We start from the raw sequence: 15,666 nt of genomic DNA, 5'->3' as shown, positions 1-15,666 counted from the left end.
TGAACACAGTTCAAACCCGAGAGCGCAATGTCAACCAAGTCCCAGATTCGGCGCGAGCAATTGCGCGAAAAACTAACCGAAGCAGCAGAGCTCCGTATTGCGAAGAACGGTCTTTCCGATCTTCGCGCCCGTGATCTGGCCAAAGACGCCGGATGCGCGCTGGGCGCAATATATAATGTATTCGACGATCTGAACGCTATTGTCCTGACCGTGAATGGACGGACCTTCAGAAGACTGGGGCAGGCGGTCGGCGATGCGTTCGACGACAACGAAGAGCCGGTGCAGCGCCTGATTGTCATGAGTGTCGCGTATCTGCATTTTGCGGCGGACAATACCAATCTCTGGCGCGCATTGTTTGATCTGCAAATGTCCGCAGATGGCCCGGTTCCGGACTGGTACCGTCAGGCGCTGACGGATCTGTTTAATTATATTGCCGAACCGGTCAGCCAGCTTTTTCCGGATTATGATGCGCAAGAGCTGGAGCTGATGACCCGGGCGCTGTTCTCATCGGTACATGGGATCGTCACGCTGGGGTTGGAAAATCGCATATCAGGCGTGCCCCCAGAGCAGATCGAACGGATGATCGCTCAGGTTTTGTTCCAAATTGGAAACAAATAGTTTCATGAACAATGTTCAAAAATAAGTTGAGCGGCGTTCAAATTTTGTCTACACCCCATATATGAACGATGTTCATAGATGGAGGAAGGCATGTTTGGCACTTTGAAGACCCTGATAAACGGCGCAAATGCCCGCGCAGAAGATCGTCTTCGCGATACGTTCTCGATCGAGTTGATTGATCAGAAAATCCGTGAGGCAGATCAAAACCTGAAAGCTGCGAAACTGACGCTGGCCAGCTTGATTCAAAGACAACGAAACGAGGTCAGACAGGTTGAAATTCTGCAAGGTCGCATAGACGATCTGATGATGCGCGCAGGGCAAGCGCTTGAAGACGGGCGTGAGGACATGGCTCAAAGCGCTGCGCAGGCAGTCGCCGATCTGGAAAACGAACGCGACCTGCGATTGCAAACCATCAATCGCCTCGATGCGCGGATCCTGCAACTGCGTCAGACCGTCGAAGCTGCAAGCCGACGTATTCTGGACCTCAAACAGGGCGCGATCTCTGCCCGCGCAGTGAAAAGAGAGCAGGGGCTTCAGATGCGACTGAACCGTCATCTGGGTGGCGAAAGCCCCATCGACGAGGCCGAGTCGCTGATCAGCCGCGTCATGCAACAGGATGATCCCTTCGAGCAGTCGGAAATTCTGCGCGAGATAGACGCCGGGCTGGATCATTCCAAAATCGCCGAGCGGATGGAAGAGGCCGGATATGGCCCCAAGACACGTTCGACCGCAGCTGATGTTTTGGCCCGGCTCAAGACAAAACCACACAATTGAACCTTGCCTTCAACTCATAGAAAAAACGGAGAATTCAAATGACACATAGAAATGACAATGGCTTTATTCTGATGCTGAACGGTGCCGGTGTTGCTGTGGCCTATGCACTGCTTGCAATCTCGCTTTATCTGTCCACCGATGTGCCGTTGGCAACCAAAGGTTACTGGGGCATGGGCATCGTCTTGTTGACGCTGAGCCTGATCAACGTTGTGAAATACCGCTTTGACAGCCGTTCTGCCGAAGACCGTATCAATCGTATTGAAGAGGCGCGAAATGAGAAGCTACTGGAAGATGTTCTGAAAGACCCAACTTCTGAGGTCTAGTCAGAACCGCTCTGCGCCCTGTGGGCGCAGTGCCACGCCCAATGCTTTTGGCATCTCTGATGCTTAAAAAGGGGTGGGAGCATCTGGAAATGAAAACGGCGCCCTTGTGGGGCGCCGTTCTTTGTTCGTAACCCGCGTTCTACAGGTTAGGATATATGGGGAATTTGGTGCAGAGGTTTTGAACCTCGGCTTTGACCTTGGCCTCGACGGTGCTGTTGCCGTCTTCGCCGTTGGCGGCGAGGCCGTCGACGACCTCGATGATCCAGTCGGCGATCTGGCGGAACTCGGGCTCGCCAAAGCCGCGGGTGGTGCCAGCCGGTGAGCCCAGACGGATGCCCGATGTGATCGTCGGCTTCTCGGGGTCAAACGGCACGCCGTTCTTGTTGCAGGTGATATGCGCCCGGCCCAGGGCCTTCTCGGTCACGTTGCCCTTAACGCCTTTGGGCCGCAGATCGACCAGCACCACATGGGTGTCGGTGCCGTGGGTCACGGTATCGAGACCGCCCTTGATCAACTGATCCGACAACGCCTGCGCGTTGGTCACAACCTGCTGGATATAGCTCTTGAACTCGGGGCGCAGCGCCTCGCCAAAGGCCACAGCCTTGGCCGCGATCACATGCATCAGCGGGCCGCCCTGGATGCCGGGGAAGATTGCTGAATTCACTTTCTTAGCGATATCTTCATCATTGGTCAGGATCATACCCCCACGCGGACCGCGCAGGGTCTTGTGTGTGGTGGTCGTCGCCACATGCGCATGCGGGAACGGGCTGGGGTGTTCGCCTGCGGCCACCAGACCGGCGAAATGCGCCATGTCCACGTGCAGATAGGCGCCGACCATATCGGCGATCTCGCGCATGCGGGCAAAGTCGATCTGGCGCGGGATGGCCGAACCACCTGCGATGATCAGCTTGGGCTGGTGTTCCTTCGCCAGCGCCTCGACCTGATCATAGTCCAGCATGTTGTCCTGCTGGCGGACGCCATATTGCACGGCGTTGAACCACTTGCCCGACTGGTTCGGGCGGGCACCGTGAGTCAGGTGGCCACCGGCATCCAGGCTCATGCCCAGAATGGTGTCACCGGGTTTGATCAGCGCCTGAAACACGCCCTGGTTGGCCTGAGAGCCCGAGTTCGGCTGTACATTGGCGAAACCACAGCCGAACAGTTGCTTGGCCCGGTCGATGGCCAGATTTTCGGCGATGTCGACAAACTGGCAGCCGCCATAGTAGCGCCGTCCGGGATAGCCTTCGGCGTATTTGTTGGTCATCACCGAACCCTGCGCCTGCATCACAGCGGCCGAGACGATGTTTTCCGAGGCAATCAGCTCGATCTCATCGCGCTGGCGGCCCAGCTCGGAGGTGATTGAGCCGAACAGTTCAGGGTCACGATCCGCAAGAGACTGCGTGAAAAAACCGGTGTCGCGTAGGTTGACGTTCATGAGCGCTCCGCATGGCTGTGGGACAGTTTTGCGGATTTCCTATCGGAAACGAGAGCGGTGAGAAAGACTTTAAAGCGACGAATTGGCCCGCTGCGGCGTCAAGTCTGGTCTATTGCGGAAAGGTATGTTTGTTTCGGAACCAAATGCGCAGCACCGGAAACGCAGAATATGACAAGAAGAATCGCTTTTCTCGCTAGTGACGTGGACGTGGCACAAGCCGCGCGCGAAAGGCTTGTAAAACAACATGGAAATGCTGCGCCCAGAGATGCTGACGTCATTGTCGCCCTGGGCGGTGATGGCTTCATGCTGCGTACGCTGCATAATACGCAGCATCTCAATGTTCCGGTCTATGGCATGAACCGGGGCACTATCGGATTCCTGATGAACAAATATGACGACGCCGATCTGATGGAGCGTTTGGTTGCCGCCGAAGAAGAAGTGATCAATCCGCTGGCAATGACCGCGATGGATCAGTCGGGCAAAATCCACAAGGCGTTGGCCATCAACGAGGTGTCGCTGCTGCGCGCGGGGCCCCAGGCCGCACGCCTAAGAATAAGCGTCGATGGTCGGGTACGTCTGGCAGAGCTGGTCTGCGATGGCGCACTGCTATCGACACCAGCAGGATCCACGGCCTACAACTATTCGGCGCACGGACCGATCCTGCCGATCGGGTCTGACGTGCTGGCGCTGACGGCCATTGCCGCGTTTCGCCCGCGACGTTGGCGGGGCGCTTTGTTGCCCAAGACAGCCCCGGTGCGTTTTGACGTGTTGGAGGCGGACAAGCGCCCGGTGATGGCAGATGCGGATTCGATTTCTTTTCCAGACATTGATTGGGTTGAAATAAGATCCGAGCCTAAGGTTCAGCATCGGATACTCTTTGACCCCGGTCATGGGCTGGAAGAGCGCCTGATTTCCGAGCAATTCACCTGATTTCTTGCAGAAAACTACGTTTCTGGCGGGTTATGTGAACCAGTTCACACGTCTCGCGCGAGTTAGAGGTTAATCTACTCTTGCCCGGAGAACACGCTGAGGTGGGAGTGAGTGGCCACCAAATGGCGTTTTCGAAATGATTGCGCAGTTTTCGCGCTGGCGAGGGTGGGTGGTGCTACGCTCGTCATAGGAATTCGGGCATATTTTAGTAGGTTGGCCCCGGGTACAAAATCCCGGGGTCTTTTCGTTTCCAGACGGTAAGCCGGTTTGAAGCCCTACCCGACGAGGTCCATCTTCTGCCACAGGGTTGGTGCCATTGCCCCCACCCGTTGCTCGATCGCCAGTGCAGCATCCACGGTCATGTCTTCGTGCCACTGCTGCCCTGTGATCTGAATGTTGATGGGCTGAGGGCCGGTTGTAAGCTCCGCCAGGCGCGCGGGCACACAAGCGGCGGGCAGGCCCAAGAAATTCATCGCATATGAATAGACGGCGCAGCCCAATACCTCATGCACGCCTTCCGCGCCTTCTGTATCCCGGTCCGGTCTGAAAAACGGCTGCGGAAGGAAAGGCGAGAGCAGCAACGGATAGTCCTGCATGAACAATGACCATTCGCGCGCGTAGTGACTGCGTTGGGCCATCATGTGTAGCAGCTCGTCGCCCAGAAGGGGCGGGAATTCCTGGAAATACACGCCGAAGATATCGCGGATTGTCTGAGAGCCGACCGCCTCGATATCCTTATTCATCAGCGTGAATACTTCGCCCATCAATGCGCGATACCCATTGCGGCCACATTCAAACACGTCAGGCGGCTCGACCTCTTCGACCAGATAGCCCGCATCCCTCAGCGCCTCGCTTGCGGTATCCAGCGCCTTGTCGACCTCCGGATGCAGGGCGTATCCAAAGGTGTTCTTGGTGAATGCGACCTTGATCGGGTCTGAGGGCGTGTCGCCCCGCCACGGTCGTACGACATGAAACGGGTCACGCGGATCGGCTTTGATCAGGCTGGGCATCGAAAGGTGCAGATCGGCGGCTGAGCGGGTGATCAGACCTTGCACTGACATGGATTGTGCCAGCAGACCTCTTTCGACCGTTTGGCTGGGGTTCCATGCGGGAACGCGACCCAGCCCCGGTTTCACCGTAACCGCTCCGTTCGCCGCGGCCGGAAAGCGCAGGCTGCCGCCAATGTCGTTGCCATGCGCCAGTGCGCCAATACCCGCCATCACCGCTGCGCCGGCACCCCCCGACGATCCACCGGGCGAGATATGCCGGCCCCACGGGTTATACGTGCGACCATGCAACAGATTGTCGGTATCAGCCCGGAAAGAGAACTCGGGCGTATTCGTGCGCCCGATCACGATTGCACCGGCCTTTTGCAGGTTGGTAACAACCGGGGCATCGTCCGGCGCAATGACATCTTTCAATGCGACAACACCGTTTGTGGTGGCGTGGCCTTTTTGATCCACGTTGATCTTGATGGTCACCGGGACACCGTGCAGCGGCCCCGTGGCCGCGCCTTTGGCACGGGTTTGGTCCAGAGTGCGTGCCCGCTCAAGCGCCTCAATGCTCAGATCTTCGACAACGGCGTTCAGGGCCGGATTGATCTGGCGCATTCGGGTGATTGCGCTTTGAACTGCCGCCTCTGCGCTCAGATCGCCGGTTCTTGTCAGCACGGTTAGCTCGGTGGCGTTCAGGCGCCAGATATCGCTGTTTTGCATGTGCCCTCCGATATAGAGGGCACAGTAGGCGGTCTGTATCGGGTTGCAACCCCGACGCGCGCGAGGCTATTGCGCGTAGCCGATCGTCTTGAGCGCGACGGCAATCTCATCAAGAATGGCGGGGTCGTCGATCGTTGCGGGCATTTTATAGTCTTTGCCATCCGCGATTGAGACCATGGTGCCCCGCAAAATCTTGCCAGACCGAGTCTTGGGCAACCGATCCACAACAACAGCCAGTTTGAAGGCTGCGACGGGGCCTATTGTGTCCCGAACCATTTTGACAACTTCCTGAACCACATCAGCGTGGCCCCGGTCTGCCCCCGCGTTCAGGCAGAGGAAACCCACTGGCATTTGTCCCTTCAGCTGGTCCGAGACGCCGATCACGGCGCATTCGGCAACGTCGGGGTGGGCGGCCAGAACCTCTTCCATCGCGCCGGTTGACAGGCGGTGGCCTGCTACATTGATGACGTCATCGGTGCGGGCCATGATGTAAAGGTATCCGTCCTCATCAATCATGCCCGCATCGCCGGTTTCATAATATCCGGGGAATTGCTCCAGATACGATTTCCTGAACCGTTCCTCGGCATTCCACAGCGTGGGCAATGTTCCGGGGGGCAGGGGCAGTTTGATGGCAATCGCGCCCAGTTCACCGGGTTTCATCGGGTGTCCGCCCTCATCCAGAATCTGAACGTCATAGCCTGGCATGGGCTTGGCCGGTGATCCAAGCTTGACCGGCAATTCTTCGATCCCTAGCGGATTGCCTGCAATCGTCCAGCCGGTTTCCGTTTGCCACCAGTGGTCAATTACCGGAACCTTTAGCGCGTCCTGTGCCCAGGTGATGGTGTCGGGGTCCGCACGTTCACCGGCAAGATATAGCGCCTTGAGACTGGTGAGGTCGTATTTCTGCAAAAGCTCGCCCTTGGGGTCCTCGCGCTTGACCGCTCGGATCGCTGTTGGGGCGGTGAAAAAGCTTTTGACATTATGCTCGGAAATCACGCGCCAGAAGGTGCCAGCATCAGGTGTGCCAACGGGTTTGCCTTCGAAAACGATCGTGGTGTTGCCGTGGATCAACGGGGCGTAACAGATATAGGAATGCCCGACGACCCAGCCGACGTCCGAGGCGGCCCAGAATACCTCGCCCGGCTCGACGTTATAGATGTTCTTCATCGTCCAGTTCAAAGCAACCAGATGGCCTGCGGTTGGACGGACAACACCTTTCGGGGCGCCGGTTGTGCCGGATGTATATAGGATATAGGCGGGGTCATTGCCGGAAACGGGCACACATTCTGCCGGTTCCACACCGTACTGGAACCCGTGCCAGTTGACGTCGCGTCCCTCATTCAGCTGCGCAACCTCCTGTTCACGCTGGAAAATTACACAGAAATCGGGTTTATGGCTGGCGAGTTCAATAGCCCCATCCAGCAGCGGTTTGTAATGCACAACCCGTCCGGGCTCCATTCCGCAGGAGGCGGCGATAACCGCTTTGGGTTTCGCATCGTCGATGCGAACGGCCAGCTCGTTGCTGGCGAAGCCGCCAAACACCACCGAATGGACCGCGCCCAGCCGCGCACAGGCCAGCATGGCTTCCAAAGCCTCGGGGATCATCGGCATATAGATGATGACCCTGTCTCCTTTTTTGATCCCCTTGGCGCGCAGGGCGCCGGCAAGCGTTGCCACTCGGTTGCGCAGCTCGACATAAGAGATTTCGCGTTTGGTATGCGTGATTGGACTGTCATAGATGATGGCAGTTTGCTCTCCGCGTCCATTTTCAACATGACGGTCGACGGCGTTCCAGCATGTATTAACCTTGGCATCGCAAAACCACTCGTAGAGCGGGGCGTTCTCGTCGAACAGAGCTTTGGTCGGAGCCTGAACCCAGTCGATCCCTTTTGCGGCCTCCATCCAGAATGCATCCGGGTCCTTTTTCCAGCTCTCGTACACGTCCTGATACGTCATGACTGTTTCCTCCCAAAATCTCCTCGCCTCGTGTTAGGCGTCGAAAAGATTGGGGGCAAGCTGTCGCAATATCGACGCGTCAGTTTATCGCAAAATATTTGCAGATGTACCTTCTATTGGGTGCAAATTTTTGCAAACTATCATATTTTAAGGGCTATATTCACCTGAGCGAAATTTTTGCAAATCTGCAAACTTTATCATGCAAAGGTTGGCGCGTCGTAGATTCGGATTGTGGTTATAGCCTCTTCTCCGCAGAAGAGTTGTGTCCGCGTGAGGCCAGGGGAATTGACAACACGCTCACCGCTCCTTTGGTTGTCGTGCTAGCCGTAGTGTGCGACGGGTGTGCCCGCGATCGCTGCCATGTTCAAAAGACCGCGCGCAGTGATCGAGGGGGTGACGATATGCGCCTTGTTGCCCATGCCCATCAAGATGGGACCGACTTCGATACCATCAGCTTTCATCTTGAGTATGTTTCGCACGCCGCTGGCTGCATCCGCATGGGCAAAGATCAGAACATTTGCAGATCCTTTCAGGCGCGAGCTGGGAAAAATCCGTTCGCGGAGCTCCGGATCAAGCGCAACATCAAGGTTCATCTCGCCTTCATAGGTGAAGTTTCGCGGCTCCTGATCCAGAATCGAGATTGCGCCGCGCAGGCGCTTGCCTGAACCCTCGGCCTGGTTGCCGAACTGTGATTGCGAGCAGAATGCAATGTTGGGTTCAAGTCCGAAGCGACGGACATGACGTGCGGCACCGATGGTGATTTCGGCCAGCTCCTCTGGTGTCGGCAATTGCCGCACATGCGTGTCAGCAATGAACAGCGGACCATCTTCGAGGATCATCAGGGATAGCGCCCCGTGCGGGCGTAGGTTACCGTCATTCAGAACCTGTTCAACATAGTTGAGATGCCAGCGATATTCGCCAAACGTGCCGCAGATCATGCTGTCGGCATCTCCCCTGTGCACCATGATGGCGGCAATCGCTGTGTTGTTCGTCCGTAGGATGGCCTTGGCCAGATCCGGCGTTACGCCGCGACGCTCCATCAACTGATGATAGGATGACCAATACTCATAATATCGTGGATCATTGTGTGGGTTGACGATTTCGAAATCCTGGCCGGGGCGCACGACCAGCCCCAGTTTCTCGCATCGCGCTTCGATCACCTCTGGGCGGCCGATCAGAATCGGCGTTTCGGTGGTTTCCTCAAGGATGGCCTGCGCGGCACGTAGAACACGTTCGTCTTCACCCTCCGCAAACACGATCCGACGGGACGCGACTGCGGCGGCCTCGAAAACAGGACGCATCAGAAGCGCGGACTTAAAGACCGTTTCGTTTAGGCGTTCCTTATAGGCGTCGAGATCGGCAATGGGCCGCTTGGCAACGCCGCTTTCCATCGCGGCTTTGGCAACTGAAGAAGAGACAACGCCAACCAGGCGCGGATCAAAGGGTTTGGGGATCAGATAGTCGGGGCCAAATGTCAGCTGCTCACCTTTATAGGCCGCCGCCGCTTCGGCGCTGGTTGTGGCGCGGGCCATCTCAGCAATCCCGTCTACACAGGCAATCTGCATTGCGTCGTTGATCTCGGTCGCACCAACATCCAGTGCGCCCCTGAAAATAAAGGGGAAGCACAGGACGTTGTTTACCTGATTGGGAAAATCGCTGCGCCCGGTGGCGATGATCGCGTTGGGGGCAACTTCGCGTGCTGCTTGAGGCAGGATTTCGGGGGTGGGGTTGGCGAGTGCAAAGATGATTGGCCGATCCGCCATTTTTTCAACCATCTCAGGTTTAAGCACGTTGGGGCCGGAAAGCCCCAGAAACAGATCGGCGCCACCGATCACGTCATCCAATGTGCGCAGGTCCGATTTCTGCGCAAACTGGCTTTTATGCGGGTTCATGTCTTCGGTCCGGCCCTCGTACACCAGCCCCTCAATATCGCAGAGCCAGATATTCTCGCGCTTGACCCCCAGTTTGACGAGCATGTTCAGACAGGCAATCCCAGCCGCGCCGCCTCCGGTTGAGACAATTTTGATGTCCTCGAACTTCTTACCCGCGACGTGCAGTGCATTCTTCGCTGCCGCGCCGACGACGATTGCCGTGCCGTGCTGATCGTCATGAAAAACAGGAATGTTCATCCGCTCGCGGCACAGTTTTTCGACGATGAAACAATCCGGTGCCTTGATGTCTTCGAGATTGATGGCGCCAAAGGTCGGCTCCAGCGCGCAGACAATATCCGCCAGTTTCTCGGGGTCGGGCTGATTCACCTCGATGTCAAAGCAATCGATGCCTGCGAATTTTTTGAACAGAACCGCCTTGCCTTCCATGACGGGTTTCGACGCCAGCGCACCGATATTGCCAAGCCCCAGCACCGCTGTGCCGTTCGAAACAACAGCGACCAGGTTCCCGCGCGAGGTATAAAGCTCGGCATTGGCTGGATCACTTTTAATCTCCAGGCTGGCCTCAGCGACGCCGGGCGAATAGGCCCGGGCCAGATCGCGCCCGTTGGCCATCGGCTTAGTTGCTTTGATTTCCAGTTTTCCGGGTTTTGGATGTGCGTGATAATCAAGCGCGGCCTGCCGCAGGTTGGGTGTATCGGACATTGCAAACCTTCCCGAATGAAATTTAGTTTAAGGCTAAACTATTTCTGATCCGGGGGGAACATGGAAATGAGGGCGAACGACTGCTGGCGGCTTGTAAATTCCGGCGCTCCCATCCACTGTCCCGCACAGAGGAGAATAGTATGACCGACACCATAGCCGAGATCCGCCTGTCGACCAAAGAGCTGCGCGACGACATACCGTTTTATACTAAGGTGTTGGGCCTGCGGATGGACATGATTTATCCGGCAGACGATCCGCGGACGGCCGTGTTCTCGGGCTATGGTCTGCGATTGCGGATTGAAAAAGACGCGCCCGAGGGGCCGGGCACGTTGCGCATCCTGACCGAAAACCCGGATGCCTTCGCAGATGGTCAACGCAGCCTCGTCGCGCCCAACGGCACACGGGTCGAAATTGAGGAACGCAATCCGCCTCTGGTGGTTCCTGAAACGGTGCATTCATTTGTGGTCCGGCGGTTGAAGGATCAGGCCCCTTGGATCATCGGGCGTGCGGGGATGCAGTATCGCGATCTGGTGCCGGACCGGTTGGGAGGCTCGATCATTGCCAGCCACATTCGCATCCCCGATGGTGGGCCGGTGCCAGATATGGTGCATTTTCATAAGGTTGGTTTTCAGCTGATCTTTTGCATCCATGGCTGGGTGGATGTCGTTTACGAGGATCAGGGAGACAAGATGCGCCTAACGGCTGGTGACTGTTTCATCCAGCCACCGGAAATCCGCCACCGAGTGCTGGAAGCCTCTGACAACGTTCAGGTTATCGAGATCGGCGTCCCTGCCGAACATGTCACCGAGATTGATCACGACATGCAACTGCCAACCCCGCATTTCCGCCCGGAACGCGAATGGGATGGCCAGCGATTTGTGTATAATCAGGCCAAGGAGGCCACCTGGGTTCCGTTTCGCCTGCCGGGCTATATTTGTCGCGACACGACGATTGCGGAAAACACCAAGGGTGTCGCCGGGGTTCAGGTTGTCCGGCGCGGGCAGGGCGATCCGGTCTGGGCCAGCCACGACACGGATATTCATTTTACATTCGTGATGAATGGCGCGGTGACTCTCGAGGGGGAAGGCCGCGATCCATATCGGTTGGAGCAGGGGGACGCATTTGTCATTCCTCCGGGTATGAAGACCCGGTTGTCGGACCCGTCACAAGATGTCGAACTTCTCGAGGTGACACTGCCCGGTACGTTCAACACATCTCAAGGCTAGATCAGGCGACGTTCTGCAATTCGGTCTTGGGTGTGATCCCCAGCGCAAAGCAGACATCCCGCGTCAGTTCCGGCCGGTTGAGCGTATAGAAATGCAGCTTGTCCACACCGCCCTCGATCAGTTCGGAACACAGTTCAGTACATAGGGCCGTGGCCAGTAGATCTTCGCGATCATCGCGTACAGCTTTCTCAAACGCCTGCTCAACCCATTCCGGAATCCGGGCACAGCAGCGTTTGGCAAAGTTGCGCGCGCCTTTCCAGTTCTCGATGGGCAGAATGCCCGGTACAATTGGCTTGTCGATGCCCGCTTTTTCACAGGCATCCCGGAACCGAAAGAAGGTCTCGGCCTCAAAGAAAAACTGGGTCAACGCCTCATCAGCACCTGCATCCAGTTTCCGCTTGAGCCACTCGATATCCGCACCCATGCTGGCCGCCTCGGGATGTGTATCGGGATATGCACCAACCCGGATATTGAATTTACCGGTTTCAGCCAGCGCAGAAATCAACTCGACCGAGTTTGGGAAACCTTCGGGATGCGGCACGAATTCTCCTTGCCCCTTTGGCGGATCACCCCGCAGCGCGACAATGTCCTTAACGCCTGCTTCGGCAAAGGTTTTGGCAATGGCCAGCGTCTCTTGCCGGGTGGCTTCTACGCAGGTCAGGTGTGCAGCAACCGATAGGCCCGAGGATTTGTGCAAGGTGGCCACCGCGTCCCGCGTCAGTTCACGGGTGGTGCCGCCTGCGCCATAAGTGACAGAGACAAAACGAGGGTCCAGCGGTGCCAATGTCTGGACCGTGTCCCACAAGCGGAATGAGGCCTCAAGCGATTGCGGCGGGAAAAATTCGAATGAGATTTCAGGCTTAGACATCGTGGCCTCACTGGTTTCTGCAGGGCTCTTGTGCCATGTCCACCATTGTGAGACAAACTCATATTACTCAAGAACAACATGAGTGTTTCGAAAGATGCATATCGAATTCCGGCACCTTCGTACTGTCAAAGCGATCCACGAATGCGGCGGTCTGGCGCGTGCGGCGGATCAGTTGAACATCACGCAATCCGCGCTGAGCCATCAGATCAAAGGGCTAGAAGATCAGGCCGGTGTCGAACTTTTCTTGCGTCGGTCAAAGCCGATGAAGCTGTCTGCTGCGGGTCTGCGCCTGCTGCGCCTTGCCGAGCAAATCCTGCCCCAGGTCGAGGCGATGCAGGATGAATTCTCTTCGCTTCGGGACGGCCGGACGGGCCGTATGCACATCGCGATCGAATGCCATGCCTGTTTCGAATGGTTGTTCCCTGTGCTGGAAGGGTTCAGGAAATCCTGGCCGGATGTGGATGTTGATATCCGTCCGGGTCTGGCGTTTGACGCTTTGCCCGCCCTGCAAAAAGAAGAGGTAGATCTGGTGGTGTCGTCCGACCCCGAAGATTTGCCGGGTGTCGAGTTTGTCGAGCTCTTTGATTACGATGCGGTGTTCGTTGCCGCGTCTTCGCATCCGCTGGCGGCCAAGCCCTATGTCGAGGCGGATGATTTTCGCGGACAAACCCTGATCACTTATCCGGTCGAACGGACACGGCTGGATGTTTTCAGTCAGCTGCTGATTCCGGCTCGGGTCGAGCCCGCGACGATCCGGCAAGTGGAACTTACCGCTGTCATATTGCTGTTGGTCGCTTCGAACCGCGGGATTTCCGTCTTGCCCGACTGGGTTGTCCGAGAGGTCAAGTACAACTCGGACTATGTGACGCGCCCGCTGACCGCCGAAGGGGTGACCCGCCGCCTGTATGCCGCAGTCAGGTCAGAGGACCTGGAAAAACCCTTTGTTCAGGAACTGGTGAAACTTGCCCGAACCGAGGCGCGCAAGCTGCAATCGCAATAGGCGCGAAACGCGGGTCTGCTATGCAAATCATTCCTCTTGGCAAGGGCGCATTGCATCAGTATACGCGCGGTTTGACCGGACAGGAGCCTTTGGACAATGGTTGGCAGTGCAAATCTCAACATCATGATCAAAGCCGCGCGCAAAGCGGGGCGTTCTCTGGTCAAGGATTTTCGCGAAGTCGAGAACCTTCAGGTGTCGATGAAAGGCGCGGGGGATTTTGTCTCCAAGGCCGACATTGCAGCTGAGGCAATTCTGAAAGAGGAACTGCTGGGCGCGCGTCCGACCTATGGCTGGCTGGCCGAGGAGGGCGGTGCGATTGCTGGCGAGGACCCAACCCGCCGCTGGATCGTCGACCCCCTGGACGGCACGACCAACTTTCTGCACGGATTGCCGCATTGGGCGGTGTCCATCGCGCTAGAGCATAAAGGCAAAATCGTTGCCGGTGTGATCTATGACGCTGCAAAGGATGAGATGTTCTTTGCCGAAAAGGGCGAAGGCGCGTGGATGAATGATATGCGTATCCGCGTATCGGGCCGTCACCGCATGATCGAGTCGATCTTTTCGACTGGTCTGCCCTTTGGTGGCCGGTCTGACCTGCCGGCAACACTTCAGGATCTGGCGCGCCTGATGCCCGCCTGTGCCGGTGTGCGCCGCTGGGGCGCTGCAGCTCTGGACATGGCTTACGTGGCTGCGGGCCGGTACGAAGGCTTTTGGGAACGCCGTTTGAACGCCTGGGATCTCGCCGCCGGGATCATCATCGTGAAAGAAGCGGGCGGCTTTGTTCAAGCGCTGAACCCTGAGGGCAGCATACTTGAGGATGGCGAGGTGATCTGCGCCAACGAGCCGATTTTTGACAATTTTGCCAAGGTGATCCGCGGATAAGCTCCGGCATCTGATCCCCGACCATGTTGAGAAGCGCGCCCAAAATCAGAGGCGCGCTTTTTTGTGCATAACAGTGGGCACATCGCTCTTAAGCCCTCACGCCGCGACCTTGGCAGTTTGAGGCCTGGTTGCGCGATAATAGTCCTGCGCTGCTGCGACACCGCTGCCCAGCCTGACGGGATAGTTCAGGTCAACCATCGCCATCTCGATCGTTGCAAGGCCCGACAGGACCATCACATCGGTCAAACTTCCAAGATGTCCTATGCGGAAGGCTTTGCCGTCCAACTGACCCAGCCCGGCTCCAAAGGACACGCCATAAGCATTGAACGCGTGATCTGTCAGTGTATTGCTGTCGAATTCATCAGGCACATAGATCGCGCTGACCGTATCCGAATATAGCTCGGGCGAGCGCGCCACCAGTTTCAGCCCCCAGGCGTCAATGGCCCGGCGTACGCCCTCGGCCAGACGAACATGGCGGGCGTAAACATTGTCCAGCCCCTCTTCGTGCAGCATCTTGAGGCTTTCGCGCAGGCCATAGATCAGTTGCAGCGGAGGTGTATAGGGAAACCCGCCCGAGGCATTTGCGGCGATCATGTCCTGGATATCAAAGAAGGTCCGGGGCAGTTTTGCCGCGTCCATCGCCGCAAGGGCTTTGGGGCTGACACACAGGATCGCCATACCCGTCATAAGCATCAGTCCCTTTTGTGATCCGGACACGGCGATATCGACGCCCCATTGATCAAACTCGAACGGCATCGAGGCCAGAGAGCTGACGCAATCCGCGAGCAAGAGCGCCGGATGTGTGCTGGCATCCATGGCGCGACGCACGGCTGCGATATCCGAGCGTACACCCGTGGCGGTTTCATTATGTGTGACTAATACGGCGTTGATTTCTTGGGCTGTATCCGCTGCCAGTATCGCCTGAAAACGATCAGTGGGCACACCCTCGCCCCAAGGGCATTCGATGATCTCAACGTTCAGCCCGTGGCGCTGGCACAAGTCGATCCAGCGGTGGCTGAATACGCCGTAACGCGCAACCAGTACTTTGTCGCCCGGACTGAGCGTGTTGGTGATTGCGGCCTCCCAGCCTCCGGTCCCGCTGGCGGGAAAGACCAACACTTGTCCCGCAGTGGTGCCAAAAACCTTCTTGGTGCCTTCAAGGACCGGAAGGAACGTGTCGATGAAGTCGGGCGCGCGGTGATCTTGTGTCTGTACCTGCATCGCAAGGCGCAGGCGATCGGGGATGTTGGTCGGGCCGGGGATAAAGACCGGGTTCTGATTTGACATAACTCTGTCCTCCACTTTCAGTCCAAGTGTCGCTGGACAGGCGGTTAGGTGCAATTTT

Annotated in this window: 13 protein-coding genes; 7 read left to right on the top strand and 6 right to left on the bottom strand. The window is 57.2% G+C overall.

Features of this window, described 5'->3' with window-relative positions; translation table 11 throughout:
* The first annotated feature begins 27 nt into the window (after positions 1-27).
* From ACR0I7_RS07730 to ACR0I7_RS07720, 3 genes are all read left to right on the top strand, one after another.
* On the top strand, positions 28-618 hold the full coding sequence (locus ACR0I7_RS07730) for a TetR/AcrR family transcriptional regulator (protein ID WP_480509635.1): 591 nt from the start codon (positions 28-30) through the stop codon (positions 616-618).
* 90 nt (positions 619-708) lie between these two features.
* On the top strand, positions 709-1,392 hold the full coding sequence (locus ACR0I7_RS07725) for a PspA/IM30 family protein (protein WP_480509634.1): 684 nt from the start codon (positions 709-711) through the stop codon (positions 1,390-1,392).
* A 38-nt stretch (positions 1,393-1,430) separates the two neighbouring features.
* A complete protein-coding gene (locus ACR0I7_RS07720; protein WP_480509633.1) occupies positions 1,431-1,715 on the top strand; it encodes a YiaA/YiaB family inner membrane protein in 285 nt (94 codons plus the stop codon).
* A 139-nt stretch (positions 1,716-1,854) separates the two neighbouring features.
* Here ACR0I7_RS07720 and glyA read toward each other — a convergent pair whose 3' ends face one another.
* Positions 1,855-3,150, bottom strand: a complete 1,296-nt coding sequence (glyA, locus tag ACR0I7_RS07715) for a serine hydroxymethyltransferase (RefSeq protein WP_480507207.1) — start codon at positions 3,148-3,150, stop codon at positions 1,855-1,857.
* A gap of 168 nt (positions 3,151-3,318) precedes the next feature.
* On the opposite strand from glyA, the gene ACR0I7_RS07710 reads away from it, so the two are divergent.
* Entirely contained in the window at positions 3,319-4,080 is a 762-nt protein-coding gene (locus ACR0I7_RS07710; RefSeq protein WP_480509632.1) for an NAD kinase, read from the top strand.
* Positions 4,081-4,355: 275 nt separating this feature from the next.
* On the opposite strand, the gene ACR0I7_RS07705 is transcribed toward ACR0I7_RS07710, so the two are convergent.
* The 3 genes from ACR0I7_RS07705 to ACR0I7_RS07695 form a co-directional block, all read right to left on the bottom strand.
* A complete protein-coding gene (locus ACR0I7_RS07705; protein ID WP_480509631.1) occupies positions 4,356-5,795 on the bottom strand; it encodes an amidase family protein in 1,440 nt (479 codons plus the stop codon).
* A gap of 66 nt (positions 5,796-5,861) precedes the next feature.
* Positions 5,862-7,751 carry a propionate-CoA ligase PrpE gene (gene prpE, locus ACR0I7_RS07700; protein WP_480509630.1) on the bottom strand — a complete coding sequence of 630 codons (1,890 nt, stop codon included), beginning with the start codon at positions 7,749-7,751 and terminating at the stop codon, positions 5,862-5,864.
* Positions 7,752-8,071: 320 nt separating this feature from the next.
* Positions 8,072-10,345 (bottom strand): NADP-dependent malic enzyme, encoded by a 2,274-nt coding sequence (locus ACR0I7_RS07695; RefSeq protein WP_480509629.1) that lies wholly within the window; start codon positions 10,343-10,345, stop codon positions 8,072-8,074.
* Between the two features lie 140 nt (positions 10,346-10,485).
* Here ACR0I7_RS07695 and ACR0I7_RS07690 point away from each other — a divergent pair, with 140 nt between their 5' ends.
* Positions 10,486-11,571, top strand: coding sequence for a cupin domain-containing protein (locus tag ACR0I7_RS07690; protein ID WP_480509628.1), 1,086 nt, complete (start codon positions 10,486-10,488; stop codon positions 11,569-11,571).
* Position 11,572: 1 nt separating this feature from the next.
* On the opposite strand, the gene metF is transcribed toward ACR0I7_RS07690, so the two are convergent.
* Positions 11,573-12,439 (bottom strand): methylenetetrahydrofolate reductase [NAD(P)H], encoded by an 867-nt coding sequence (gene metF / locus ACR0I7_RS07685; protein ID WP_480509627.1) that lies wholly within the window; start codon positions 12,437-12,439, stop codon positions 11,573-11,575.
* 94 nt (positions 12,440-12,533) lie between these two features.
* Between metF and ACR0I7_RS07680 the strand changes: the two genes are divergently transcribed.
* On the top strand, positions 12,534-13,439 hold the full coding sequence (locus ACR0I7_RS07680; RefSeq protein ID WP_480509626.1) for a LysR family transcriptional regulator: 906 nt from the start codon (positions 12,534-12,536) through the stop codon (positions 13,437-13,439).
* 96 nt (positions 13,440-13,535) lie between these two features.
* Positions 13,536-14,321 carry an inositol monophosphatase family protein gene (locus ACR0I7_RS07675; protein ID WP_480509625.1) on the top strand — a complete coding sequence of 262 codons (786 nt, stop codon included), beginning with the start codon at positions 13,536-13,538 and terminating at the stop codon, positions 14,319-14,321.
* 96 nt (positions 14,322-14,417) lie between these two features.
* Here the strand turns inward: ACR0I7_RS07675 and bhcA are convergent, their stop codons facing one another.
* Positions 14,418-15,608 (bottom strand): L-aspartate--glyoxylate aminotransferase BhcA, encoded by a 1,191-nt coding sequence (gene bhcA / locus ACR0I7_RS07670; protein WP_480509624.1) that lies wholly within the window; start codon positions 15,606-15,608, stop codon positions 14,418-14,420.
* Between the last annotated feature and the right edge of the window lie 58 nt (positions 15,609-15,666).

The sequence above is a fragment of the Ruegeria sp. AM1 genome (assembly GCF_056540745.1).
Note: the sequence above shows the minus strand (reverse complement) of the source record. Positions and strands in the feature narration are given on the sequence as shown.

Coding starts and splice junctions, on each gene's coding strand:
- glyA (WP_480507207.1), bottom strand. CDS start 3,150: ATGAACGTCAACCTACGCGACACCGGTTTTTTCACGCAGTCTCTTGCG.
- ACR0I7_RS07680 (WP_480509626.1), top strand. CDS start 12,534: ATGCATATCGAATTCCGGCACCTTCGTACTGTCAAAGCGATCCACGAA.
- ACR0I7_RS07720 (WP_480509633.1), top strand. CDS start 1,431: ATGACACATAGAAATGACAATGGCTTTATTCTGATGCTGAACGGTGCC.
- ACR0I7_RS07730 (WP_480509635.1), top strand. CDS start 28: ATGTCAACCAAGTCCCAGATTCGGCGCGAGCAATTGCGCGAAAAACTA.
- metF (WP_480509627.1), bottom strand. CDS start 12,439: ATGTCTAAGCCTGAAATCTCATTCGAATTTTTCCCGCCGCAATCGCTT.
- bhcA (WP_480509624.1), bottom strand. CDS start 15,608: ATGTCAAATCAGAACCCGGTCTTTATCCCCGGCCCGACCAACATCCCC.
- ACR0I7_RS07710 (WP_480509632.1), top strand. CDS start 3,319: ATGACAAGAAGAATCGCTTTTCTCGCTAGTGACGTGGACGTGGCACAA.
- prpE (WP_480509630.1), bottom strand. CDS start 7,751: ATGACGTATCAGGACGTGTACGAGAGCTGGAAAAAGGACCCGGATGCA.
- ACR0I7_RS07725 (WP_480509634.1), top strand. CDS start 709: ATGTTTGGCACTTTGAAGACCCTGATAAACGGCGCAAATGCCCGCGCA.
- ACR0I7_RS07675 (WP_480509625.1), top strand. CDS start 13,536: ATGGTTGGCAGTGCAAATCTCAACATCATGATCAAAGCCGCGCGCAAA.
- ACR0I7_RS07690 (WP_480509628.1), top strand. CDS start 10,486: ATGACCGACACCATAGCCGAGATCCGCCTGTCGACCAAAGAGCTGCGC.
- ACR0I7_RS07705 (WP_480509631.1), bottom strand. CDS start 5,795: ATGCAAAACAGCGATATCTGGCGCCTGAACGCCACCGAGCTAACCGTG.
- ACR0I7_RS07695 (WP_480509629.1), bottom strand. CDS start 10,345: ATGTCCGATACACCCAACCTGCGGCAGGCCGCGCTTGATTATCACGCA.